The organism is Roseomonas sp. BN140053 (assembly GCF_047690175.1).
Lineage (GTDB): Bacteria > Pseudomonadota > Alphaproteobacteria > Acetobacterales > Acetobacteraceae > Roseomonas.
Genome location: NZ_JBLLEB010000008.1, coordinates 109,232 through 132,121 on the forward strand (window position 1 = coordinate 109,232; position 22,890 = coordinate 132,121).

General features: G+C 72.6%; 25 protein-coding genes, 1 tRNA gene and 1 pseudogene. 24 read left to right on the forward strand and 3 right to left on the reverse strand.

Going from position 1 to position 22,890, the window contains the following annotated elements:
- Positions 1-173 precede the first annotated feature (173 nt).
- From ACLIBK_RS10330 to ACLIBK_RS10350, 5 genes are all read left to right on the forward strand, one after another.
- Positions 174-1,070 (forward strand): metallophosphoesterase, encoded by an 897-nt coding sequence (locus ACLIBK_RS10330; protein ID WP_415387171.1) that lies wholly within the window; start codon positions 174-176, stop codon positions 1,068-1,070.
- 189 nt (positions 1,071-1,259) lie between these two features.
- The gene (locus ACLIBK_RS10335; protein WP_415387243.1) at positions 1,260-2,441 is read left to right on the forward strand and encodes a CaiB/BaiF CoA transferase family protein; all 1,182 of its coding nucleotides are present in this window, start codon (positions 1,260-1,262) and stop codon (positions 2,439-2,441) included.
- Entirely contained in the window at positions 2,428-3,282 is an 855-nt protein-coding gene (locus ACLIBK_RS10340; protein WP_415387172.1) for an alpha/beta fold hydrolase, read from the forward strand. The genes ACLIBK_RS10335 and ACLIBK_RS10340 overlap by 14 nt, the downstream gene beginning before the upstream one ends.
- 382 nt (positions 3,283-3,664) lie before the next feature.
- Complete coding sequence (locus tag ACLIBK_RS10345) at positions 3,665-4,390, forward strand: hypothetical protein (RefSeq protein ID WP_415387173.1); 726 nt, start codon at positions 3,665-3,667, stop codon at positions 4,388-4,390.
- A gap of 181 nt (positions 4,391-4,571) precedes the next feature.
- A complete protein-coding gene (locus tag ACLIBK_RS10350; protein ID WP_415387174.1) occupies positions 4,572-5,723 on the forward strand; it encodes an alpha/beta hydrolase in 1,152 nt (383 codons plus the stop codon).
- Between the two features lie 117 nt (positions 5,724-5,840).
- Here ACLIBK_RS10350 and ACLIBK_RS10355 read toward each other — a convergent pair whose 3' ends face one another.
- Together ACLIBK_RS10355 and hemB are read right to left on the reverse strand one after the other, a co-directional pair.
- Entirely contained in the window at positions 5,841-6,539 is a 699-nt protein-coding gene (locus tag ACLIBK_RS10355; protein WP_415387175.1) for a hypothetical protein, read from the reverse strand.
- A 164-nt stretch (positions 6,540-6,703) separates the two neighbouring features.
- Entirely contained in the window at positions 6,704-7,699 is a 996-nt protein-coding gene (gene hemB / locus ACLIBK_RS10360) for a porphobilinogen synthase (protein ID WP_415387176.1), read from the reverse strand.
- A 436-nt stretch (positions 7,700-8,135) separates the two neighbouring features.
- Between hemB and ACLIBK_RS10365 the strand changes: the two genes are divergently transcribed.
- The 11 genes from ACLIBK_RS10365 to thiL all read left to right on the forward strand — a co-directional run bounded on the left by ACLIBK_RS10365 (position 8,136) and on the right by thiL (position 17,200).
- Positions 8,136-8,633, forward strand: coding sequence for a hypothetical protein (locus ACLIBK_RS10365; RefSeq protein ID WP_415387177.1), 498 nt, complete (start codon positions 8,136-8,138; stop codon positions 8,631-8,633).
- 273 nt (positions 8,634-8,906) lie between these two features.
- Positions 8,907-9,812 (forward strand): dienelactone hydrolase family protein, encoded by a 906-nt coding sequence (locus tag ACLIBK_RS10370; protein ID WP_415387178.1) that lies wholly within the window; start codon positions 8,907-8,909, stop codon positions 9,810-9,812.
- Between the two features lie 271 nt (positions 9,813-10,083).
- A complete protein-coding gene (rpiB, locus tag ACLIBK_RS10375) occupies positions 10,084-10,545 on the forward strand; it encodes a ribose 5-phosphate isomerase B (protein WP_415387179.1) in 462 nt (153 codons plus the stop codon).
- Positions 10,542-11,846, forward strand: coding sequence for a serine hydroxymethyltransferase (glyA, locus tag ACLIBK_RS10380; protein WP_415387180.1), 1,305 nt, complete (start codon positions 10,542-10,544; stop codon positions 11,844-11,846). Before rpiB ends, glyA begins: the two co-directional genes overlap by 4 nt.
- A 13-nt stretch (positions 11,847-11,859) precedes the next feature.
- On the forward strand, positions 11,860-12,312 hold the full coding sequence (gene nrdR / locus ACLIBK_RS10385; protein WP_415387181.1) for a transcriptional regulator NrdR: 453 nt from the start codon (positions 11,860-11,862) through the stop codon (positions 12,310-12,312).
- 26 nt (positions 12,313-12,338) lie between these two features.
- Complete coding sequence (ribD, locus tag ACLIBK_RS10390) at positions 12,339-13,451, forward strand: bifunctional diaminohydroxyphosphoribosylaminopyrimidine deaminase/5-amino-6-(5-phosphoribosylamino)uracil reductase RibD (protein WP_415387182.1); 1,113 nt, start codon at positions 12,339-12,341, stop codon at positions 13,449-13,451.
- Complete coding sequence (locus tag ACLIBK_RS10395; RefSeq protein WP_415387183.1) at positions 13,451-14,089, forward strand: riboflavin synthase; 639 nt, start codon at positions 13,451-13,453, stop codon at positions 14,087-14,089. Before ribD ends, ACLIBK_RS10395 begins: the two co-directional genes overlap by 1 nt.
- On the forward strand, positions 14,086-15,231 hold the full coding sequence (gene ribB / locus ACLIBK_RS10400; protein ID WP_415387184.1) for a 3,4-dihydroxy-2-butanone-4-phosphate synthase: 1,146 nt from the start codon (positions 14,086-14,088) through the stop codon (positions 15,229-15,231). The genes ACLIBK_RS10395 and ribB overlap by 4 nt, the downstream gene beginning before the upstream one ends.
- Positions 15,228-15,710, forward strand: a complete 483-nt coding sequence (gene ribH, locus ACLIBK_RS10405; RefSeq protein ID WP_415387185.1) for a 6,7-dimethyl-8-ribityllumazine synthase — start codon at positions 15,228-15,230, stop codon at positions 15,708-15,710. The genes ribB and ribH overlap by 4 nt, the downstream gene beginning before the upstream one ends.
- Complete coding sequence (gene nusB, locus ACLIBK_RS10410; protein WP_415387186.1) at positions 15,707-16,219, forward strand: transcription antitermination factor NusB; 513 nt, start codon at positions 15,707-15,709, stop codon at positions 16,217-16,219. Before ribH ends, nusB begins: the two co-directional genes overlap by 4 nt.
- A 12-nt stretch (positions 16,220-16,231) precedes the next feature.
- Positions 16,232-17,200, forward strand: a complete 969-nt coding sequence (gene thiL, locus ACLIBK_RS10415) for a thiamine-phosphate kinase (RefSeq protein ID WP_415387187.1) — start codon at positions 16,232-16,234, stop codon at positions 17,198-17,200.
- Positions 17,201-17,545: 345 nt separating this feature from the next.
- Here thiL and ACLIBK_RS10420 read toward each other — a convergent pair whose 3' ends face one another.
- On the reverse strand, positions 17,546-18,013 hold the full coding sequence (locus ACLIBK_RS10420) for an outer membrane protein assembly factor BamE (protein ID WP_415387188.1): 468 nt from the start codon (positions 18,011-18,013) through the stop codon (positions 17,546-17,548).
- A gap of 199 nt (positions 18,014-18,212) precedes the next feature.
- Here ACLIBK_RS10420 and ACLIBK_RS10425 point away from each other — a divergent pair, with 199 nt between their 5' ends.
- The 8 genes and pseudogenes from ACLIBK_RS10425 (at position 18,213) to ACLIBK_RS10460 (ending at position 22,855) form a co-directional block, all read left to right on the forward strand.
- A complete protein-coding gene (locus tag ACLIBK_RS10425) occupies positions 18,213-18,755 on the forward strand; it encodes a ubiquinol-cytochrome C chaperone family protein (protein WP_415387189.1) in 543 nt (180 codons plus the stop codon).
- On the forward strand, positions 18,752-19,267 hold the full coding sequence (locus ACLIBK_RS10430; RefSeq protein WP_415387190.1) for a YceD family protein: 516 nt from the start codon (positions 18,752-18,754) through the stop codon (positions 19,265-19,267). Before ACLIBK_RS10425 ends, ACLIBK_RS10430 begins: the two co-directional genes overlap by 4 nt.
- Before the next feature lie 191 nt (positions 19,268-19,458).
- Positions 19,459-19,662, forward strand: coding sequence for a 50S ribosomal protein L32 (gene rpmF, locus ACLIBK_RS10435; protein ID WP_415387191.1), 204 nt, complete (start codon positions 19,459-19,461; stop codon positions 19,660-19,662).
- A gap of 76 nt (positions 19,663-19,738) precedes the next feature.
- Complete coding sequence (gene plsX / locus ACLIBK_RS10440) at positions 19,739-20,770, forward strand: phosphate acyltransferase PlsX (protein ID WP_415387244.1); 1,032 nt, start codon at positions 19,739-19,741, stop codon at positions 20,768-20,770.
- Positions 20,771-20,778: 8 nt separating this feature from the next.
- On the forward strand, positions 20,779-21,756 hold the full coding sequence (locus tag ACLIBK_RS10445) for a beta-ketoacyl-ACP synthase III (protein WP_415387192.1): 978 nt from the start codon (positions 20,779-20,781) through the stop codon (positions 21,754-21,756).
- A 251-nt stretch (positions 21,757-22,007) separates the two neighbouring features.
- Positions 22,008-22,331, forward strand: coding sequence for an integration host factor subunit alpha (locus tag ACLIBK_RS10450; RefSeq protein WP_415387193.1), 324 nt, complete (start codon positions 22,008-22,010; stop codon positions 22,329-22,331).
- Positions 22,331-22,636: pseudogene (locus ACLIBK_RS10455) on the forward strand (MerR family transcriptional regulator); the annotation flags it as partial. The gene ACLIBK_RS10450 and the pseudogene ACLIBK_RS10455, both read left to right, overlap by 1 nt.
- Before the next feature lie 142 nt (positions 22,637-22,778).
- Positions 22,779-22,855, forward strand: a tRNA-Pro gene (locus ACLIBK_RS10460).
- Positions 22,856-22,890 lie beyond the last annotated feature (35 nt).

Here is a 22,890-nt window from a genome sequence, read left to right on the forward strand (position 1 = left end):
CTGTTGCTGCGAACACGGCTTCCGGCCACCGCGTTGCGACGGGTGGGAAGCCGGGCCGGCGCCATGCTATCGGTCACCCGCCATCCCGGCAGGCGGCCGCTTCCGCCTGGCCGCCGGCCCCGGGCGGCCGGGAAGGCGCCCCGCACCGAACGCTTCACAGGCAGACCTCCCGCATGCAATGGCCCACGCGCCGCCACCTGCTCCGGGCCTCGCTCGGCGGCGTCGCCGCGCTGGCCTCCGCCGGCGGTGCGGTGGCGGCCTATGCCGTGGTGCTAGAGCCCGGCTTCCGCCTGGTGGTCCAGGAATACCGGCTGGCGCTTCCCGGCTGGGGCGCGCGGCCGCCGATGGCGCTCTGCGTGCTCACGGACCCGCATTGCTGCGAACCCTGGATGCCCCTGTCCCGTCTCGCCCGTGTCGTCGAACTCGCCAATTCCCTGCGGCCGAACCTGCACGCGGTGCTGGGGGACCTGCCAGCGCATCACCGCTTCGTGTCCCGGCGCCTGCCCATGGAAGGCGTGGCCAGGGTGCTGGCGGGGCTCGACGCGCCGCTAGGGACCTTCGCGGTGCTGGGCAATCACGACTGGTGGGATGACCGCGAGGTGCAGCGGAGCCGCCTGGGCCGCCCCGCCATTGAGGGCCACCTGCAGCGCGCCGGTCTGCGGGTGCTGTCCAACGCCGCCGCGCTGCTGCCCCATGGCGATGACGGCCTTTGGCTCTGCGGCACCGACAGCCAGTGGGCCTTCCGCAACGGCGGCGGGGCGGACGACCTGCCGGCAACCCTGGCGCAGGTAAGCGGCGACGCACCCGCGATCCTGCTCGCGCATGAGCCGGACATCTTTCCCGCCGTTCCCGCGCGGGTCGCCCTGACCTTGTCGGGCCACACGCATGGCGGCCAAGTGCGGCTGAACAACTATTCCCCGATGGTGCCGTCCCGCTACGGCAACCGCTACGCCTACGGGCTGGTGGAGGAGGACGGGCGCAACCTCGTCGTGTCGGGCGGCCTGGGCTGCAGCGCCTTGCCGGTCCGCCTGGGCGTGCCGCCGGAACTCACCCTGATCCACCTCGCCTGAGCCTACCCGCCTGCCCTTGACCGGCCCGCTGGCTTGCCGGCAGGGAAGGGGGCCGCCGCGCCCGTCCATCCCGGCCGTGCCCGGCCGGGAAGGGAGCGCGTCGCCGTGAACCAGCCGAGCGGGAACCAGCCGAACCCGGGCGCCGCCGGCGCGCCGGGCGCCGCAGCCGCCGCCCTCACCCCCGGCGCCCTGAACGGCTTGCGGGTGCTCGACCTCACCCGCGTGCTGGCCGGGCCCACCTGCACGCAGATGCTGGGCGACCTCGGCGCCACGGTGATCAAGATCGAGCGCCCCGGCAGCGGCGACGACACCCGCGGCTTCGCCCCGCCCTACGTGCCCAACACCCGCGAGAGCGCCTATTTCGTCGGCGTGAACCGCAACAAGCAGTCCGTCACGCTGGACATCGCCCGCCCCGAGGGCCAGGCGGTCGTGCACCAGCTGCTGGCCGACACCGATATCCTGGTGGAGAATTTCAAGGTCGGCGCCCTGGCCAAGTACGGCCTGGGCTGGGAGGACCTCCGCGCCCGCTATCCCCGGCTGATCTACTGCTCCATCACCGGCTTCGGGCAGACCGGCCCCTATGCCCCGCGCCCCGGCTATGACGGGCTGATCCAGGCGATGGGCGGCGTGATGTCCCTGACCGGCGAGCCGGACGGCCTGCCGCAAAAGGTCGGCATCCCCGTGGCCGACCTTTTCGCCGGCCTTTACGGCTGCATCGGCATCCTGGCCGCGCTGCGCCACCGCGCCGAGACCGGCCAGGGCCAGCAGGTGGACATCGGCATGCTGGACACGCACGTCGCCTGGCTGGCCAACCAGGGCATGAACTATCTCGCCACCGGGCAGGACCCGGCGCGGCTGGGCAACGACCACCCCAACATCGTGCCCTATCAGGTCTTCCCCACGGCGGACGGCCACATCGTGCTCTCCGTCGGCAACGACCCGACCTTTAAGCGCTTCTGCGAGCTGACCGGCCAGGAAGCCCTGCTGGCCGACGAGCGCTTCAGCACCAACGCCGCCCGCGTGCAGAACCGCCAGCTGGTGACGGACACGCTGACCCCGGTGATGCAGGCGCGCTCCACCGCCGAATGGGTCGAGGCGCTGGAAGCCGCCAAGATCGGCTGCGGCCCGATCAACAAGCTCAGCCAGGTCTTCGCCGACCCGCACGTGCAGGCGCGCGGCGTGGTGGTGGAAATGGACCACGCCTCGGGCGAAACGGTGAAGGTCATCGCCAACCCCGTGCGCCTGTCCGATACCCCGCCGAGCTACCGCGCCCCGCCGCCGGTGCTGGGCCAGCACACGGAGGCCGTGCTCTCCGCCCTCGGCCATTCCGCCGAGGCGATCGCAAAGCTGCGGGCCGATGGGATCGCCTGACGACCCCCGCGCCGGCAGCTACCGCTGCGAGGTCGCCGGCGCCCCCGCCACGCTGCGCTGGACGGAATGGGGTCCGCTCGCCGGTGACCCCGTGGTCTGCGTCCACGGCCTGACCCGCACGGGCCGCGACTTCGACACCCTGGCCGCCGCCCTGGCCGCGCGCGGACGGCGGGTGATCTGCCCCGACATCTTCGGCCGCGGGATGAGCGACTGGCTGCCCGACGGCGCGCTCTACACCGTGCCGCACTACGCCGTGGCCCTGCTGCCCCTGCTGCGCGCACTGGGCCGGCCCTTCGACTGGGTCGGCACCTCCATGGGCGGGCTGATCGGCATGGCCGTGGCCGCGGTGCCGGAGGCGGCGCTGCGCCGGATGGTGCTGAACGACATCGGCCCCTTCATCCCCGCGGCGGCCCTGGCGGCGATCGCGGACTACCTGTCGCCGGACCTCGCCTTTCCCGACCTCGCCGCGCTGGAACACTACCTGCGCCGCGTCCACGCCCCCTTCGGGCGGCTGAGCGACGCGCAATGGCGCCACCTCGCGCGGCACAGCGGCCGCATGACGGCGGCGGGCGAGCTGCGCCTGCACTACGATCCCGCCATCGCCGTGCCGGCGCGGCAGGGACCGGCGGCGGATGCGGATCTCTGGACCCTGTGGGACCGGCTGGCGCTGCCGACCCTGGTGCTGCGCGGAGCGGAGAGCACGCTGCTGCTGCCCGAAACCGCCGCCCGCACGGCCGCGAAGCCGGGGGTGCAGCTGGCAACGCTGCCGGATTGCGGCCACGCGCCGGCCCTGATGGATCCGGCGCAGATCGCGCCGGTGCTGGGGTTCCTGGAAGGCTGAGCCGCTCACCCGGCTGAATCATTGGCCGGTGGGTCGTGCGGCACCCAGCCGGGTTGCCGGCGCACCGCTCCTCGCAGGGCCGCCCCAGCGCCTCGTCCCGCCACATCGCCCTTCCCTGCGCTCGCTCCGGGAGTGGCCCGACGATCCGAAAGACTTCCGAGAGCGAGGCTGGGCAAATTTCTGACCGAAATCGCCCTGGCTTCGGGACCCTGGGCCCGCGACGCGCTTTTCTGCGCACAGGCACCGGGACGCGCGGTGCGGCTGCCTCTCCGAAGGAAACGGCAGCCGGAAGCGTCGCCCCGCCAACGGCAAAAGGTGCCGCGGCGCGAACCAACGACCGGCGATGCGGCCGGCAGGGAAACAGAGCATGTTCAACGGATTGATGACCAGCGGCATTTCCGCCGTGGGCTCGGTGACCTCGGCCTCCTCGGCCGCGAGCGGCGCCGATCTGTACCGCCAGAGGGAAGCGGGTGCCAGCGCCCTGGACGCCATGCGGCAACCCGCGCTGCCGGCATACAACCTGGACAACTCCAGGCCCGGCGACGTTTTCTTCCACATCGCCAGCGGCAAGTATATCGGCCACACCAACATCGCTTCCACGGACAAGACGTTCAAGATCGACTCCGTGGACCCGGATGGGGTGCGCAAGGTCTCGATGTTCAGCGACAGCCAGCCCGCCATCGTGTTCCGCTTCGTCGACTGGCACATCGCCTACAACGCCGCCAAGCTCGCCGAGGGCTGGGCCCCGAAAGGGGAGTTCCGGCGCGGCCAGCCGAAGCCGAAAAAGGAAGTGGGCTATTCCGGCGGCGCGATCGGCCTCGGCGTCACCGCGCGGGTGGTTGGCAACCTGATGGGGTCGAGCCACTTCGGCACGGGGGCGCAAGGGCGCCTGCACAAATACGCCGGACGCCCCGACATGAAGCCGAAGAACGTCATCTGTTCGGAACTCTGCGTGCTGGCCTATCAGCTCTGCCTGCGCGAGAACGATGCGGCCTTTCCGCGGCTGGATGCCAAGCACACCACCCCGTCGGTGCTGTTCCGCTACATGACGCAGGGGCCGGGTGCCGCATTCTGGACCATGGTCGGGCGGCGCAACTTCCGGGCATGAGGCGGGGGAAAGCCCGGCACGGGATGTGGCGCTCCGGCCCGCGGCACGGGACGGAGCGCGGCTTTCCCGTGCCGCGCCCGGACGCGGAGAAACGACGGGTTCCAACCCGTGAACCATTGCGGCTGCCGGGCGTTGACCGGCCGGCCCCGTTTCGGGCCGCAATACACGCGAAGGACGTTTCATGACGCCGCTTTCCCGCCGCTCCGCCCTGCTGATGGGTCTCGCCACGCCTGCCCTGCTCTCGGCCTGCGCCACGCCCTCGATGGGGCCCGCCGATCCCAGCGGCCGTGCCGACCCGGAAATGCGGGCGCTGCTGGAAAGCCTCGCCGCCCTCAACCCCCGGCCCATCGAGACGCTGACCGCCGCCGAAGCCCGGCGCCAGCCCACCCTGGCCGACGCCGCCGTGCGGCTGGCCCGCCAGCAGGGCAAGCCCACCGCGCCGCGCGAGCTGCCCCTGGTGCGCGACCTGACGATCCCCGGCCCCGGCGGCCCGCTGAACGCGCGCGTCTACAGCCCCGCCCAGGTGCCGGCGATGCCGAACCAGGCGCCGCTGCCGCTGATCGTGTATTTCCACGGCGGGGGCTGGGTGATCGCGGACCTCGACGTTTACGACACCTCCTGCCGTGCCCTCGCCGCGGATTCCAACGCGGTGGTGCTGTCCGTGAACTACCGCCGCGGGCCGGAAAGCAAGTTCCCCGCCGCGCATGACGACGCCTACGCCACCTATGTCTGGGCGGTGCAGAACGCGGCGACGCTGGGCGCCATGCCCAACAAGGTCGCCATCGTCGGCGAGAGCGCGGGCGGCAACCTGGCCATCGCCACGGCCATCACCACCAAGGTGAACAACGCGCCGATGCCGGTGGCGCTGGGTCTGGTCTACCCGGTGGCGGGCACCGACCTGACCACCCCTTCCTACGTGACCTATGCCAACGCCAAGCCGCTGAACCGGCCGATGATCGAATGGTTCGTGCGCAACTACACCAATGGCGGCACCGACCTGCAGGACCCGCGGCTGGACGTCTACGGCCGGGCCGACCTGCGCGGCCTGCCCCGCACGGTCATCGTCAATGCCGAGATCGACCCGCTGGCGGATGACGGCGCCCGGCTGGAGGAAAAGCTGCGGGCCGCCGGCGTGCCCACCGCGCGCCGCGTCTTCCCCGGCGTGACGCATGAGTTCTTCGGCGCCGATGCGGTGCTGAGCAAGGCCAAGGAAGCCCAGACCTTCCTGGCCGCGGAACTGCGGGCGGTGTTCCTGTCGCCGGTGTCCAACGGCCCGGCGCCGCCGGCACCGCGCGGCCGCCGCATCATCCGCGCCGGCCAGCCGCGGAACTGAGGAAAGGCGAGCCGGGGGGAGGTCTCCCCCCTCGGCTTGCCTCCCCGCTACTCCGCTTAACATCAACCCTGTTCGGCCTTACCCGGTGATCCACCCGCGTTCAGGCGCCAGCCGGTCCTACTGCGCCGGTGCCCCAAGGTTGGCGACGCAACCGATATTGATGTCACCATCCACGTCGATCGCCTGTATCGTGACGCGCATCGGCCCGCTCGCCGTCCCTCGGGTGGCGGTGCATTCCGCAACCGCGCCCTTCGTTGCGGCAATCGACGGGCACGTGGCACCGTCGAGCTGAAAATTGCTCTGCTGGGCGAGGATCTCGCGGCAAACGTTCGCGATCCTCTCGCCCGCAATCATCTCTGTCGGGCTGCCCAGCCCGGCGCTTGCCCCGGCGGTGCCGAAAACGAAGCTGTGGACCTTCCAGCCAGAGGCATCTTCGATCAGCCTCACTTCGGCCGGCACACGCCCGCCATCGGCAAGGCTGATCGTTCCACTGAGCGTGGCTTCGTGACCGGAAACGGAGCGCCGGTTCCAGGAAGCCCCGGCATAGCCGGCCAGCCCCTGCGACCTGGACAGCGCTGCCCATCCCTCGGCCGTGGTGGCGGCCTGGAAACCGCGGGAGGCTTGCCTCCAGGCGGCATCCGGGCCTTGCACCGCATTGGTCTGGAGGAAGCTCTCCGCGCCCTTCACCGCTTCGCCGGTGAACGCGAACACCGTGAAGACCGCGGCGGAGGCGAGGACGGCGAGAACCCCGAAGATCATCAGAATCTTCCGCCATGCGCGCGACCGTGGCGGCGATGTTTCGATGGTCTTCGTCATCTGCACCCCCAACCCGCAGGGTCATATCGATCCAGTATCGTGTGGATCCTCGCTGCGAGTCCATCCGGTCCGCGTCCGGGCCGCGCCGGCGGACAAGGGCGTGCCTTCTGTTCCCGAAAAAAGGAGGGGGCTCGGGGGAGTTCACTCCCCCGACCTTCCCTTCCTCAACCGGCGCGCAACCGCCTTGCCGCCTCCACCGCGAAATAGGTCAGCACGCCATCGCAGCCGGCGCGCTTGAAGCTCATCAGCACTTCCGGGATGCCGCGCTCGCGGTCCAGCCAGCCGTTGCGGATCGCGGCCATCAGCATCGCGTACTCGCCGCTGACCTGGTAGGCGAAGGTCGGCACGGCGAAGCGGCTCTTCACCCGCTGCACGATGTCCAGGTAGGGCATCCCCGGCTTCACCATCACCATGTCGGCCCCTTCCGCGAGGTCCATCGCCACCTCGCGCAGCGCCTCGTCGGAATTGGCCGGGTCCATCTGGTAGGTCTTCTTGTCGCCTTTCAGCGCGCCGCCGGACCCCAGCGCGTCGCGGAACGGCCCGTAGAAGGCGGAAGCGTACTTCGCCGCGTAGGACATGATCCGCGTGCCCTGCAGGCCCCGTGCGTCCAGCGCCGCGCGGATCGCCGCCACCCGCCCGTCCATCATGTCGGAGGGCGCGATCACGTCGATCCCGGCCTCGGCCTGCACCACCGCCTGCCGCGCCAGCACCTCCAGCGTCTCGTCATTGGCGACGTAACCGTCGCGGATCACGCCGTCATGCCCATGGTCGGTGTAGGGGTCGAGCGCCACGTCGCCGATCAGCCCGAGATCGGGGAAGTCGCGCTTGAGCTGCCGCGCCGCGCGGCACATCAGGTTCTCGGGGTTGGCGGCTTCCGTGCCCTCGGCGTCCTTGCGGTGCGGCGGCGTGGCGGGAAACAGTGCGATGGCGGGGATGCCCAGCTCCGCCGCCGGCCCGACATGGTCGGCCAGCGCGTCCAGCCCGACGCGAAACTGTTCGGGCATGGAGGCGACCTCCTCCGGCGCGCCGGAACCCTCGCGGATAAAGATCGGCCAGATCAGGTCATCTACCGAGAGCCGGTTCTCGGCGACCAGCCGGCGGGTCCAGCTGTCGCGCCGGTTGCGGCGGGGGCGGGCGGCGGGAAAGCTCGGGGTGATCAAGGCGAGGCGAACCTTTCAGGCGAGGGCGTCCGGCCGCGGCGGCGGCGTGGCGCGGGTATCGCCGCCATGCCCGGCCCCGACCAGCGAGGAAATCCGGCCCGGCACGACGGGCAAGGGTGGGCGCGACGGCCCGATGCCGGCGGGACCGGACCACCGGCACCCATGCGGCGCCCCGGCATCCCGGCCGTGGCACGGGGAAGCTTCGGTCATCGGGGGCGGTTCTCCCTCCGCGGCGGCATCGGCGCACGCAGCTTAAGCGCCGGGCTGGAACGCGGCCAGCGCGGGGCAGAACCGGCCCGCGCAGGGGAAAGCCGGCGTGCCGTCGGAGGATGTTGCGGACGCGGCCGGAGATCGTGCAGGGCGGGGATCGCGGTCCGGCCGAAGCGCCGGGTCCGACCCTTCTCCGACCCTGGGCCCCATGATGGTAGAACAGCCGATGAGCCACCAATCGATATCGCTGTCCCCCTCGTCGGACCCCGGCCGCCGTTGCGCGACGCGGCTCCTCACGATGGTCCACGAACTTCACAAGGCGGGCTATCAGCGCATCCGCTTCAGCTCGGGCATGGCACCGAGCGGCGCGCATTGGCGCTGTTCCATCACCCACGCCAGCAACATGACGCGCGACGGCCTCCGCATCGATGCTTCTCGCGCCGTGGACGAGATCGCGCACTACTCCACGGGTTCCCGTGACCGCTACTTCGGGTGGCCCGACGCACCCGGTCGGTCCGCCCGGGAACTGGGTGTTATGTTCCTGGACCGCTTTCCGGTCATTGCGCGAGAAGGTTCCGGGCGTGACTGGGCCTATGCCGGATGGCTCACGGAGATCCTCGGGCGGGCGGAACGCGACGAGCCTTCCGGCTTTCCCGTGTTCTTCGCGGACTATCCCCTCGATACCGAGCCGGCCGACCTTCCGCCCCCTTGTCCGTCAACGTAACGGGCAATCGACCAATGCCGCCCGACGCGACGGTTTGGCCTCATCCTCGACCGCCGGTCAGGTCCGCAACACCCCCCAACGGCGGCCAGCGTCGGCCGCCGCGGGCCAGAACCGGCCGGCGCGGGGCAGGGGACAGACGCCGCAGGCCAGGGACGGCCACCACGATCCGGGAAACGCGGACCAGGGGTAGGCCGCCACGGTCCGGGAAACGTGGGCCAGGGCTGGCCGCGACGATCGGGGAAACCCGGCCCAGCCGGGCACCGTTGCCGCGGCATGCCGGCCACCCGATCCCGCGTCCCGTCCCTGGCCCGCCGCCTGCCAGACCGGCTGGTGCCGCTCTGGCGCCCGGCCCTGCTGGCGCTTGGCGTCGCCCTGCTGCCGCGCGCCGCGCCGGCGCAGGAGCTGGTGCGCTTTCCCGGCCCCGCCGGCGCCACCCTGCGCGCCCTGCTGGTGCTGCCGGAAGGCAGCCGCCCCGGCATCCCCGTGGTCGCCCTGCATGGCTGCGGCGGGCTGGGCGGGCCGGCCACGCCCCCGCGGCTCCCGGCCCGCGAGGCCGACTGGGCCCGCCGCCTGTCGGCCCTCGGCCATCCCGTGCTGTTTCCCGACAGCTTCGGTAGCCGCGGCATGACCGAGGTCTGCGCCGCCCCCGAGAACGGCATCACCCCCGAGGCCACCCGCCGCGACGACGCCCTGGCCGCCGCCGCCTGGGCCAACCGGCAGAACTGGGCCCGTCCCGGCGGGGCGGTGCTGCTGGGCTGGTCGCATGGCGGCAGCACCGCGCTGTCCGCCACCAACATGCCGGTGCCGCCGGGCCTGGTGCGGGCGGCGGTGGCGCTCTACCCCGGCTGCGTCCGGCCCGGACGGCCGGTGCCGGATTTCCGCCCCGTCGCCCCCGTGCTGATGCTGCTGGGCGAGGCCGACAACTGGACCCCCGCCGCCCCCTGCCGCGTCCTGGCCGAGCGCGCCGGGCCGGGGGTGACGGTGGTGTCCTATCCCGGCGCGCAGCACGGCTTCGATCAGCCGGACATGCCGGTGCGCAGCCTGTCCGGCCTGTCCACCACCGCGGACGGCGGCGGCACGGCGCGCATGGGCACCGACGCCGCGGCGCGGGCCGACGCGCTGGTGCGGGTGCCGACCTTCCTGGCGACCTGGGCCGCGGAACCGCCCCGGGCGCGCTGACCCCGTGGCAGCGCTGCGGGCGTGCTGATCCTGCGGCAGCGCCGATCACGCGCTGATCGCGCGGCACCGCCGGTTCGGCCCTGACCTCGCGGAATCCCCGACCCGGCACCGGCCCCGCGGCACCGCCGGCTGATCGCCGTCCCGCCGGAAACGCTGGCACGCGGGGCCACGCCCCGCCATTCGCCCCGCGCAACCCCGCGGGCCGGGCTGCGCGCAACGAGGGCTGGTGGTCATTGTTCCGCCCGACCACCGGCCGTGGTAGTCACGGGGCATGACCGCCTCCGAAACCCCCATCGCGATCGGCAGCGACCACGCGGGCGTGGAGCTGAAGGCCACGCTGCTGCGGGTCCTGACCGAACTCGGCCACCCCACCGAGGACTGCGGCACCCACGGGCCCGAGAGCGTGGACTACCCCGATTTCGCCAACCGCGTGGCCGAACGGGTGCTGGACGGCCGCGCCCGCTTCGGCGTGCTGGTCTGCGGCACGGGCATCGGCATCTCCATCGCCGCCAACCGGCATTCCGGCATCCGCTGCGCCGTGGTGGCCGACAGCACCGGCGCCCGGCTGACGCGGGCGCACAACGACGCCAACGTGCTCGCCCTCGGCGCCCGGCTGACCGGGCCGGAAGTGGCGATCGACGCGCTGCACGCCTTTCTCTCCACCCCCTACGAGGGCGGACGGCACGAGCGCCGCGTCGCCAAGCTCTCGCCCAACCGGACCGACGCGCCATGAACGAGCAGACCCAGGGCGGCTCCCTCCACCGCTTCTTCTCGGCCCCGCTGGCGGATGCCGACCCGGAACTGGCCGACGCCCTCGGCCGCGAACTGCTGCGGCAGCAGGACGGGATCGAGCTGATCGCGTCGGAGAACATCGTGTCCCGCGCCGTGCTGGAAGCCCAGGGCTCGGTGCTGACCAACAAATACGCCGAGGGCTATCCCGGCCGCCGCTACTACGGCGGCTGCGAGGTGGTGGACGTGGCCGAGACCCTGGCCATCGAGCGCGCCAAGCAGCTCTTCGGCTGCGGCTTCGCCAACGTGCAGCCGCACAGCGGCGCCCAGGCCAACCAGGCGGTGTTCCTGGCCCTGCTGCAGCCCGGCGACACCTTCCTGGGCATGGACCTGGCCGGCGGTGGCCACCTGACGCACGGCTCGCCCGCCAACCTGTCGGGCAAGTGGTTCCGCCCCGTCTCCTACGGCGTGCGCCGCGAGGACGGGCTCCTGGACTACGAGCAGATGGAGGCCCAGGCGCGCGAGCACCGGCCCAAGCTGATCATCGCCGGCGGCTCCGCCTATTCCCGCCAGATCGACTTCGCCCGCTTCCGCCGCGTGGCCGACGAGGTCGGCGCCATCCTGATGGTGGACATGGCGCACTATGCCGGGCTGGTGGCGGGCGGCGCCTATGACAGCCCGATGCCGCACGCTCACGTCGTTACCACCACCACGCACAAGACCCTGCGCGGGCCCCGTGGCGGCATGATCCTCACGAACGACGAAGCCCTGGCCAAGAAGTTCAACTCCGCGGTGTTTCCCGGCCTGCAGGGCGGCCCGCTGATGCACGTGATCGCCGCCAAGGCCGTGGCCTTCGGCGAGGCGCTGCGCCCCGAGTTCCGCACCTACGCCCGCCAGGTCGTCAGCAACGCCCGGGCGCTCGCGGCCTCCCTGGTGGAACAGGGCCTGGAGATCTCCACCGGTGGCACGGACAGCCACCTGATGCTGGTGGACCTGCGCCCCAAGAAGGTCACGGGCAAGGCGGCGGAAGGTTCCCTGAACCGCGCCCACCTGACCTGCAACAAGAACGCCATCCCCTTCGACCCCGAGAAGCCGATGGTGACCTCCGGCATCCGCCTCGGCTCCCCCGCCGGTACCACCCGCGGCTTCGGGGAGGCGGAGTTCCGCGAGATTGGCGGGCTGATCGGGCAGGTGCTGGACGGGCTGGGCCGCGCCAACGCCCCGGACGGCAACACCGCCGCCGAGGAAGCGGCCAAGGCGCGGGTCCTGGACCTGTGCCACCGCTTCCCGATCTACGAACGCTGAGAAGCCCGAACCGGTGCGCTGCCCCTTCTGCGGAAACGAGGACACGCAGGTCAAGGACAGCCGCCCGGCCGATGACGGCTCCTCCATCCGCCGCCGCCGCTTCTGCAACGGCTGCGGCGACCGCTTCACCACCTTCGAGCGGGTGCAGCTGCGCGACCTGACCGTGCTCAAGACCGACGGCCGCCGCGTCCCCTTCGACCGCGACAAGCTGGCGCGCTCCATCCGCGTGGCGCTGCGCAAGCGCCCGGTGGACGACAGCCAGGTCGAGCGCATCGTGTCCGGCCTGCAGCGCCGCCTGGAAAGCGACGGCGAGAGCGAGGTGACCACCCGCACCATCGGCCGCATGGTGATGGAGCGGCTGCGCGACCTGGATCAGGTCGCCTATGTCCGCTTCGCCAGCGTCTACGAGAATTTCGGCGAGGCGAAGGATTTCCAGGAGTTCCTGGGCTCGCTGGACAACCGCTGAGCGGGCTGCCAAACCGCCCGCCCTTCATGTTCACCAGGACCGACGACGAGGCGCATATGCGCGCCGCCCTGGCGCTGGCGGCGCGCGGCCTGGGCAACACCTGGCCCAACCCCAATGTGGGCTGCGTGCTGGTGCGCGATGGCCGCGTGGTCGGCCGCGGCTGGACCGCCCCCGGCGGCCGCCCGCATGCCGAAACCCAGGCTCTGGCCCGCGCCGGGGAAGCGGCCCGCGGCGCCACCGCCTATGTCACCCTGGAACCCTGCTGCCACTGGGGCCGCACGCCCCCCTGCACGGATGCGCTGATCGCCGCCGGCGTGGCGCGCGTGGTGGTGGCGCTGCGCGACCCCGACCCGCGGGTGGACGGCGGCGGGCTGGGCCGCCTCGCCGCCGCCGGCATCGCGGTGGAGGAAGGGCTGCTGGCGGAAGACGCGGCGCGGCTGGTGGCGGGCTTCATCCTGCGCCAGCGGGAACGCCGGCCGCTGGTCACCCTCAAGCTCGCCACCACCCTGGACGGCCGCATCGCCACCCGCACGGGCGAAAGCCAGTGGATCACCGGCCCCGAGGCCCGCCGCCTCGCCCACGCGCTGCGCGGCACCCATGACGCGGTGCTGGCCGGCAGCGGCACGGTGCTGGCCGACGACCCGGAGCTCACCTGCCGCCTGCCGGGCTTCTCGCCCCGCCCCAATCTGCGCGTGGTGGCCGATGCCCGGCTGCGCACGCCGCCCACGGCCCGCCTCTTCGCCGGCCCGGCGGACACCCACGGCGCCGTGCTGCTGGCCACCCGCCCCGGCCACCCCGAGGCCGCCCTGACCCCGCTGGTGGCCGCCGGCGCCCGCATCCTCCCCGTCGCGGAAGCCCCCGGTGGCGGGCTGGACCCGGCGGAACTGCTGCGCGCGCTCTCGGCCGAGGGCATCACCCGCCTCCTGGCCGAAGGCGGCGCGGGCATCGCCGCCGCCCTGCTGCGGGCCGGGCTGGTGGACCGGCTGTGCTGGTTCCACGCCCCGGCGGTGATGGGCGGCGACGGTTTGCCTGCCGCGCAGCCCTTGCCGGTGGAACTGCTGGCTGCCATGCCCAAGTTCCGCCGGGTGGCCGTGACCCCCTGCGGCCCCGACCTGATGAGCGAGTTCGAGCGCCCCTGATGTTCACCGGAATCATCACCGCCCTCGGCGAGGTCGCCGCCGTCTCCCCGCTGGGCGGGGGCCGCGACATGCGCCTGCGGATCAGCACGCCCCCGGGCTGGCTGGAAGGGGCGCAGCTCGGCGCCTCCATCGCCTGTGCCGGCTGCTGCCTGACCGCCGTGGCGCTGGAGCCGGAAGCCTTCGAGGTGGAAGCCTCGGCCGAGACCCTGGCCCATACCACCCTGGGCGGCTGGCGGGCGGGCACCCGCATCAACCTGGAACGCGCCCTGCGCATGGGCGACGAACTGGGCGGCCACGTCGTGTCCGGCCACGTGGACGGGCAGGCGGAGGTCCTTTCCGTGACCCCCGAGAACGGCTCCACCCGCTGGCGCTTCCGCGCGCCCCCGGAACTGGCCCGCTTCATCGCCCCCAAGGGCTCCGTCACCCTGAACGGCGTGTCGCTGACGGTGAACGAGGTGGGGCGCGACGGCGGGGACGAGGTTTTCGGCGTCAACCTGATCCCGCACACCCATGCCGCCACCACCTTCGGCGCGATGGGGCCGGGGGACCGCGTGAACCTCGAGATCGACATGCTGGCCCGCTACGTCGCGCGCCTGGCCGAAGCCGCAGGAACCGCCCGGGAGGGCAACAGCCGATGAGCCTCACCGCCCGCCACGACGCGTCCTTTGCCGCGCCCGAACGCACCTCCTTCGCCGAGTTCCTGAGCCCCACGGAGGAGTTGCTGGACGAGGCCCGCTCCGGCCGCATGTTCATCCTGGTGGACGACGAGGACCGCGAGAACGAGGGCGACCTCGTGATCCCCGCGCAGTTCGCCACGCCCGAGGCCATCAACTTCATGGCCCGCCACGCCCGCGGCCTGATCTGCCTCGCCATGACCCGCCAGCGGGTGGAAACCCTCGGCCTGCCGCTGATGGCGCAGAGCAACGGCACCCGCCACCAGACCGCCTTCACCGTGTCCATCGAGGCGCGCGAGGGTGTCACCACGGGCATCTCCGCCGCCGACCGCGCCCGCACCGTGGCCGTGGCCATCAACCCCGAGGCCGGGCGCGACAGCATCGTCACCCCCGGCCATGTCTTCCCCCTGGTCGCCCGCGGCGGCGGCACGCTGGTGCGCGCCGGCCACACGGAAGCGGCGGTGGACTTCGCGCGCCTTGCCGGGCTGAACCCCTCGGGCGTGATCTGCGAGATCATGAACGACGACGGCACCATGGCCCGCATGCCGGACCTCGTGGCCTTCGCGCAGCACCACGGGCTCAAGCTCGGCACCATCGCCGACCTGATCGGCTATCGCCGCCGCACGGAGCGGCTGGTGAAGCGGGTGGAGGAAAGCGTGCTGGAGAACGTGCCCGGCGGCCCCTGGCGCGTGATGATCTACGCCAACACCCTGGAATACGCCGAGCACATCGCGCTGGTGAAGGGCGATCCCGCCAGCAGCGGCCCGGTGCCGGTGCGGATGCACCAGGTCAACCTGCTTTCCGACATGGTGATGCCCGGCTCGGCCGACGAGCTGCACGCGGCCATGGCGCAGATCGGCGCCGAGGGCAGCGGCGTGGTGGTGCTGTTGCGCGACGTGAAGCCCACCGCGCTGAGCGAGCGCGTCCGCGCCGGGCGGGAAAAGATGTCCCCGGAACTGCGCGACTACGGCATCGGCGCGCAGATCCTCTCCGACCTCGGGGTGCGGGAGATGGTGCTGCTGAGCAATCATCCGCGACCCATCGTCGGTTTGGAAGGCTACGGCTTGACTGTGGTGAGCACGAGGCCGATCGAGATGCCACGATGAGCACCCAGGACGCCCCCGAACGCAGCGCGGTTCGCCTCGACGGACCCGCGCCGAAGCTGCTGCTGATCCAGTCGCCTTATTACGAGGCGGTCGTGACGGGGATGCGTGAGGGCGCGCAGGCCGTGCTGGACGCGGCCGGCGCCACGCTGGACGTGGTGGATGTGGCGGGCGGCTTCGAACTGCCGGCGGCGCTGCGCATGGCGCTGCGGCGCGGCGGCTATGACGGCTTCCTCATCCTGGGCTGCGTGGTGAAGGGCGAGACCGACCATTACCAGTTCATCTGCCAGGCGATCTGCCAGGGCATCATGGACATCTCGGCGGAAACCGGGGCGCCGATCGGCTTCGGCCTGCTGACGGTGGCCACCATGCAGCAGGCCGTGGAGCGTTCGCGCCCCGACCGGCACAACAAGGGGGCGGAAGCGGCGCACGCGCTGCTGGGCCAGGTGGCCCTCGCCCGCAAATGGGAGGTCGCGGCATGAGCGGCGCCAACAAGCCGATGCGCCGCCCGGCGGCCGGCCGGCCGCGCCTGGGCGCGCGCGTCGCGGCCGTGCAGGCGCTGTTCCAGTCGGAACTGGCGGCCGAGGCACCGGAGGCCGTGATCCAGCAATTCGTCCGCCACCGGCTGGGCGAATTGCCGGGGCAGGGGGGCTTCGAGGAAGGCCGCGTGCCGCAGGCGGACGTGCCGCTCTTCGTCAACATCGTCCGCCAGGTCGCCCAGAACGCCGAAACCCTGGACCCGATCGTGGCCGGCAACCTGTCCGGCAACTGGACCATGGACCGCCTGGACCCCGTGCTGCGCGCCCTGCTGCGCGCCGCCGCGGCCGAGCTGTGGGGCGGCAAGGAGCCGCCGGCCAAGGTGGTGATCAACGAATACATGGACGTGGCGCACGGCTTCTTCGACGAGGCCGAGCCGCGCTTCGCCAACGGCGTGCTGGACAGCCTGGCGCGCCAGCTGCGCGCCGAGGAATTCGCCGCCCCCGGCGGCTGACGCCCCTCCGCCGTGTCCCTGCCGCCCGAATTCGGGCTGATCGCCCGGCATTTCCGGCCCCTCGCCGGGCCGGGCGGGCTGGACCTGCTCGACGACGCCGCCCTGCTGGACCCGCCGCCCGGCCAGACCCTGGTGCTGGCGGCGGACGCGATCGTCGAGGGCGTGCATTTCCTGCCCGACGACCCGCCCGACACCGTGTCGCGCAAGCTGCTGCGCACCAACCTGTCGGACCTCGCGGCGATGGGCGCGGCGCCGCTGGGCTACCTCCTCACCACCGCCTTTCCCCGCGGCACGCCCGACAGCACCGTGGCCGGTTTCGCCGCCGGGCTGGCGGAGGACCAGGGTCGCTTCGGCCTGCAGGTCCTGGGCGGCGACACCGTCACCACCGACGGCCCCGCCTGTTATTCCCTGACCATCCTCGGCCAGGTGCCGCCGGGCGCCGCGCTGCGCCGCGCGGGGGCACGGCCGGGCGACGATCTCTGGGTGTCCGGCACCATCGGCGACGGCGCGCTCGGCCTCGCCGTGCTGCAGGGGCGCTGGCCGGCCGACGGGGATGGGCATCTCGCGCGCCGCTACCGTCTGCCGGAACCGCGGCTGGCCCTGGGACAGGCGCTGCGCGGGATCGCGCGCGCCGCGATGGACGTGTCGGACGGGCTGGTGCAGGACCTCGGCCACCTCTGCCGCGCCGGGGATTGCGCCGCGGTGATCGAGGCCGCGCGCGTCCCGCTCTCCCTGCCCGCCGCGGCGGCGGTGGCGGCGGACCCGTCCTGGCTGCCGCGACTCTGCGCCGGCGGCGACGATTACGAGCTGCTCTTCGCCGCCGCCCCGGGGAATGCCGATGCCGTGGCCGCCGCCGCGCGCCGCAGCGACACGCCCGTCACCCGCATCGGCCGCTTCCACCCCGGCCCGCCCGGGGCCCGTCTGCTGGACGCCGCCGGCGCGATCATCTCCCTGGACCGCGCGGGATGGAGCCACCTGTAAGGCCCAGCACCCTGCCCGAGGAGGTCACCAGCCGGTGCGGCGCGCGGCGCCTGTTCTGTTGCCGGGCGCCGGCGGACGCCACCCTTGTCGGCCGGAACACCGCGGCGGGCTGACAGGCCGCCACACCGCGTCGCGGCCCGGCCGGCGCATGGCAGGAATGGCCGGAAGTGGCAGAAAACGCCCGAAATGACAGAAAGCCCGGAATCTGCCACGGCCCAGGCGGAGCTTGACCGCCAGCCCCTTGAAGTTGTAGGATTATTTTCCGAAAGCGGCCCCGCCTGGACGGGCCGCGGTAAGGAAGTAAGGGCGTAAGGAAGTAAGGCGAACCGCTGCCCCAGCGGCCCCTTAGCGGCCCGGCCCGCCGCCCGGCCCTTCGGGGCCGGACGCCGCGCCCGCGCCGTTGAAGCGGCCGATATTGCCGAACAGCGCCTGCAGCAGCGTGCGGTCGGTGCCCGGCACCGGCGTTTGCCGCTCCACCACGGGGATGTTGCGGGCGTCGTTCTCGCCCAGCTCGCGCACTTCGCGCACCACCCCGGCCTGGTCGAAGGCGATGGCCACCACGCGCTGGTTCTCCACCCCCGGCACCCGGCCCGGCCGCGTGCGGGAGGTGGCGCTGATGTAGTACCAGTGGTCCTGGTCGAAGGTGCCGGTGGCGCTGGGCGTGCCCAGCAGGGCGGTCACGTCCTGGCGCGTCTGCACCCCCGGCGTGATCTGCTTCACCTGGTCGGGGTCCACCCGGTTGCCCCGCAGTTCCGGCGGTGCCTCGAAGATGGAGCAGGCGCCCAGGGCCAGCAGCCCCAGCACCGCCGCCACGACCTGCGTGGCGCCGGTCGCCCCTCGCGCGGTCGCCGTCGCGCACGGGACCTGGCCGCCGGGGCCGGGTGCCTGGGGGTTGCTCCGGTGCGGAGCGCGATTGACGGGGAAGGGGGCGCGGGCCATCTCCCCGGCGGATTGCCACCGCCCCTGCGCCCGGTCAACGGGCGAGGTTTGTTCCGGAAGGTCACACTGAACCATGGGCCTGTTCGGCCTGCTCAGGCGCAAGCCCTTCGAGCGCCAGGGCTTCGAACTCTACACCGGCTGCGTCGCGGCCGCGCGCTCCCCCGAACTGTTCGGCGGCGTGGGCGTGCCCGACACCCTGACCGGGCGGTTCGAGATGATCGTGCTGCACGCCTCGTTGCTGGTGCGCCGCCTGCACACCGACCCCGACCCGCGCGGCCCCGTGCTGGCCCAGGCGGTGTTCGACGCCATGTTCGCCGACATGGACGTCAACCTGCGCGAGATGGGCGTGGGCGACAACACGGTGGGCAAGCGGGTCAAGGTGCTGTGGGAAGGCTTCCACGGCCGCGCCCGCGCCCTGGAAGCCGCCCTGAACGCCGCCGACGGCGCCGGGGTGGAAGCGGCGCTGGACCGCAACGTTTGGGGCGGCCAGGCCCCGGCCGGTGCCCCGGCGGCGCTGGCGCGGCATGTCCGCGCGGCGGCGGCCGCCCTGGCCACCCAGGGGATCGACGAGCTGGCGGCGGGCCGGGCGGTCTGGCCGGAAAGCGCGCCGGCATGACCCCGGAACTGTCGCGTCCCATTCCGCTCTCCGCCGTTCCGCTCGGCGGCCGCCGCGAAACCGTGGTGGCCGATGCGGCCGAGCGGCAGGCGGTGGCCAAGCGCCTGGACCTGCTCGGCCTCGACCGGCTGGAGGCGGAGCTGTACCTGCGGCCCACCACCCAGGACACCGTGCGCGTCACCGGCCGCCTGCGCGCCTCCGTGGTGCAGGCCTGCGTGGTGACGCTGGAGCCCGTGCCGCAGGAGATCGAGGAGGCGGTGGACTGGATCGTCGCCCCGCCGCCCGATCCCGAGAGCGAGGAGGAGGAACTTCCCGACGACGCGCTGGAAGGGCCGGAACCGGTGGACGCGCCAAACGGCGTGCTGGACCTCGGCGAGGCCGTGACCCAGCAGCTGTCCCTGGCGCTGGACCCTTATCCCCGCTGCCCCGGTGTCGCCCTGGACCCTGATGGCGTGGGCGACCCGGAGCGGAACCCCTTCGAAGGCCTGGCCAAGCTGCGCCGCGACGGCTGACCCCGTCCGGCACCCTGGAACGGCCGCCGATCCGCGCCGCGCCGGGCCGAACCGCCCGGGGACGTGATGCAGCCGCCCGGCCCGGGCCGGTCCGCCCGGCGCGCAGCGCGCTTGTCACCCCCGGGGGGGGGTGGTAATGGCCCCGGCTTCCTCCCTGATGACCTGCGATCACCTGAGAAAGGCCCGGCGACATGGCCGTCCCTAAGAAGAAAGTTTCGCCCTCCCGCCGCGGCATGCGCCGCAGCCACGAGGCGCTGACCGCCCAGGCGTACAACGAGTGCGCCAATTGCGGCGAGCTGAAGCGCCCGCACCACGTCTGCTCCTCCTGCGGCCACTACGATGGCCGTGAGGTCGTGCAGGCCGGTGACGCCCTGAAGGCCGCGGTTCGCACCTGAACCCCGCGGGAGCCCGCCCGTGCCGACCGCAGCCCTAGCGGGTTCAGCGCGCAGCTTCTCCCTCGCGGTGGACGCGATGGGGGGGGACCACGCGCCTGCCGCCGTGCTGGACGGGCTGGAGCTCGCGGCCGAGCGGCACCCCGAGGCCCGCTTCCTGTTGGTCGGCGACGAGGCGCAATTGTCCGGGCTGCTGGCCCGGCGGACGCGTGCCGCCAAGGCCTGCTCCATCCGCCACGCGGCCGAGGCCGTGCCGGGGGACATGAAGCCCACCGCGGCGCTGCGGCTGCGCGGCTCATCCATGCGGCTCGCCATCGACGCGGTCGCGTCCGGCGAGGCGGCGGGGGTGGTGTCGGCGGGCAACACCGGCGCGCTGATGGCGCTGGCCAAGATCGTGCTGAAGACCCTGCCGGAGATCGACCGGCCGGCGCTGGCGGCGCTCGGCCCTTCGGCGCGCGGCGACGTGGTGCTGCTCGATCTGGGTGCCAACGTGCAGTGCGACACGCGCAACCTGGTGGAATTCGCGGTGATGGGCGACGCCTTCGCCCGCGCCGTGCTGGGCCTGCCCGCGCCCACCATCGGGCTGATGAATGTCGGTTCCGAGGAACTGAAGGGCGACGAACGCGTCCGCCAAGCGGCGGAGGTGCTGCGCGACAGCCATCTGGCACCGCAGTTCCACGGCTTCGTGGAAGGCCACGACATCACCCGCGGCACGGTGGACGTGGTGATCACCGACGGCTTCACCGGCAACATCGCGCTCAAGACCGGCGAGGGCGCCATGAAGCTGATGCGCGACCTGCTGAAGGAGGTCTTCACCTCCTCCGTGCCCGCGCGCCTCGGCTACGTGCTGGCGCGCCCGGCGCTGGACCGGCTGCGCGAGTTCATGGACCCGCGCCGCTACAACGGCGCCGTGCTGGTGGGGCTGAACGGCGTGGTGGTGAAGAGCCATGGCGGCACCGACGCGATCGGCTTCGCACACGCGGTTGACGTGGCGATGGACATGGTGACGCACGGCTTCAACGACCGCATCCGCGAGAGCGTCGACCTGCTGCGCGCCCGCCGCGCCGCCGCGACGCTGCCCGATGGTCCGCCCGTCACGGCGGCACACTGAGGTTTTCCATGCGCGCCCTGATCGCCGGCACCGGTGCCTATCTGCCCGAGCGGGTTCTCGACAACGAGGCCCTGGCCGCAGCCTATAATCTCGACACCTCCGACGAGTGGATCCGCGAGCGCACGGGCATCCGCCAGCGCCACCTCGCCGCCCCCGGCGAGACGGCGTCTTCGATGGGCGCGGCCGCGGCGCGGGAAGCCCTGCGCCGGGCCGGCATCGCGGCCGCCGAGGTGGACGCGGTGATCGTGGCCACCGCCACGCCCGACAGCGCCTTTCCCTCCACCGCGGCGCGCATCCAGGCGGCGCTGGGCGTGCCGGGCGGGCCGGCCTTCGACCTGTCCGCCGCCTGCGCCGGCTTCGTCTACGCCCTGGGCATGGCCGAATCGCTGATGAAGGGCGGCCATGTCCGCTGCGCCCTGGTGATCGGCACCGAGATCTATTCGCGCATCGTGGACTGGACCGACCGCGGCACCTGCGTGCTGTTCGGCGACGGTGCCGGCGCCGTGGTTCTGCGCGCGCATGAGAGCGCTCCCGGCCGCGACGACGGCCGCGGCCTGCTGTCCTGGCACCTGCATGCCGATGGCCGCCACACCGACATCCTGCAGGTCGAGGGCGGGGCCGGTTCCACCGGCGGCCCGGGCGTGCTGCGCATGGCCGGGCGGGAAGTGTTCCGCCACGCCGTGTCCAAGCTGGCTTCCGTGGTGGACCAGGCGCTGACCGCCAATGGGCTCGATCGGTCGGAGGTGCAGTGGCTGGTGCCGCACCAGGCCAATCTGCGCATCATCGAGGCGATGGGCCGCAAGCTCGGCCTGCCGCCGGAGCGGGTGGTGGTCACGGTGGACCGCCATGCCAACACCTCCGCCGCCTCCATCCCGCTGGCGCTGCACGAAGCGGTGTCGGATGGCCGCATCGGCACCGGTGACCTCGTGCTGATGGAAGCCATCGGCGGCGGCCTGACCTGGGGCGCGGCGCTGGCGCGCTTCTGACGCATTGCCGGGGCGGTGCTGCCGCCCGGATTCGCAGCTCTCACCCGCTCCATCTCGGGCCCTTCCGGCGCCCGGCCGTTTTCTCCGAAGGCTCCATTCCGGCGGATCGCCGGGGGGAGCGTGGCAGGGTTGCCACCCTTCCGGCCCGAGCGTGGCCCCGGCGCAACGCGCGATTGACGCCGGCGGAACCAGCCGCTTTCACTGCGGCCGAACGGGCCCGCCCGTGGGGTTGAACGGGAGTCGCTGCTGACATGAACACCGTCACGCGCGCGCAGCTCGCGGATGCGATCTACGCCCAGGTCGGATTGTCCCGCAACGAGAGCGCGGCCCTGCTGGAAGGCGTGCTGGAGCGCATCTCGGCCAGCCTGCAGGCTGGCGAGGCGGTGAAGCTGAGCGCCTTCGGCACCTTCAGCGTCCGCCAGAAGGCCCAGCGCGTCGGCCGCAATCCGAAAACCGGGTTGGAGGTGCCGATCTCCCCGCGCCGGGTCCTGAGCTTCCGCGCCAGCCAGGTGCTGAAGGCCCGTATCAACGGCGACGCCCCGCCTGCCGGCGGCGACGCGCAGGACGAGGATTGATGCCCTCCGACATCGCCGACGACGCCGCGTCGCGACCGCGCAAGGCCCCCACCGCCTTCCGCACCATCAGCGAGGTGGCGGAGGACCTGCACATCCCGCAGCACGTGCTGCGCTTCTGGGAATCCAAGTTCCCGCAGCTCAAGCCGCTCAAGCGCGGCGGCGGGCGGCGCTATTACCGGCCCGACGACATCGCCCTGCTGCGGCGCATCGGCGACCTGCTCTACACCCAGGGCTACACGATCAAGGGCGTGCAACGGCTGCTGCGCGATGGCGGTGGCGACGAAGCGGCCGATCCGGCAGGGGAGGGCGGGCTGCCCGCCGGTGGCCGGGACGCGCTGTTGGGGGAATGCCTGGAGGAGCTGGAAGCCATCGCCGCGCGATTGCGATCCCTCGGCGGTGCCGGCGAGGGTTGAGGCCGCGGCGCGCGGGTGCTAGACGGCCCATGTTCGGAGCGTAGCGCAGCCTGGTAGCGCACTTGTCTGGGGGACAAGGGGTCGTGGGTTCAAATCCCGCCGCTCCGACCATCCTTCCTCCCCCATCATCTTCTTTCCTGCTGCTT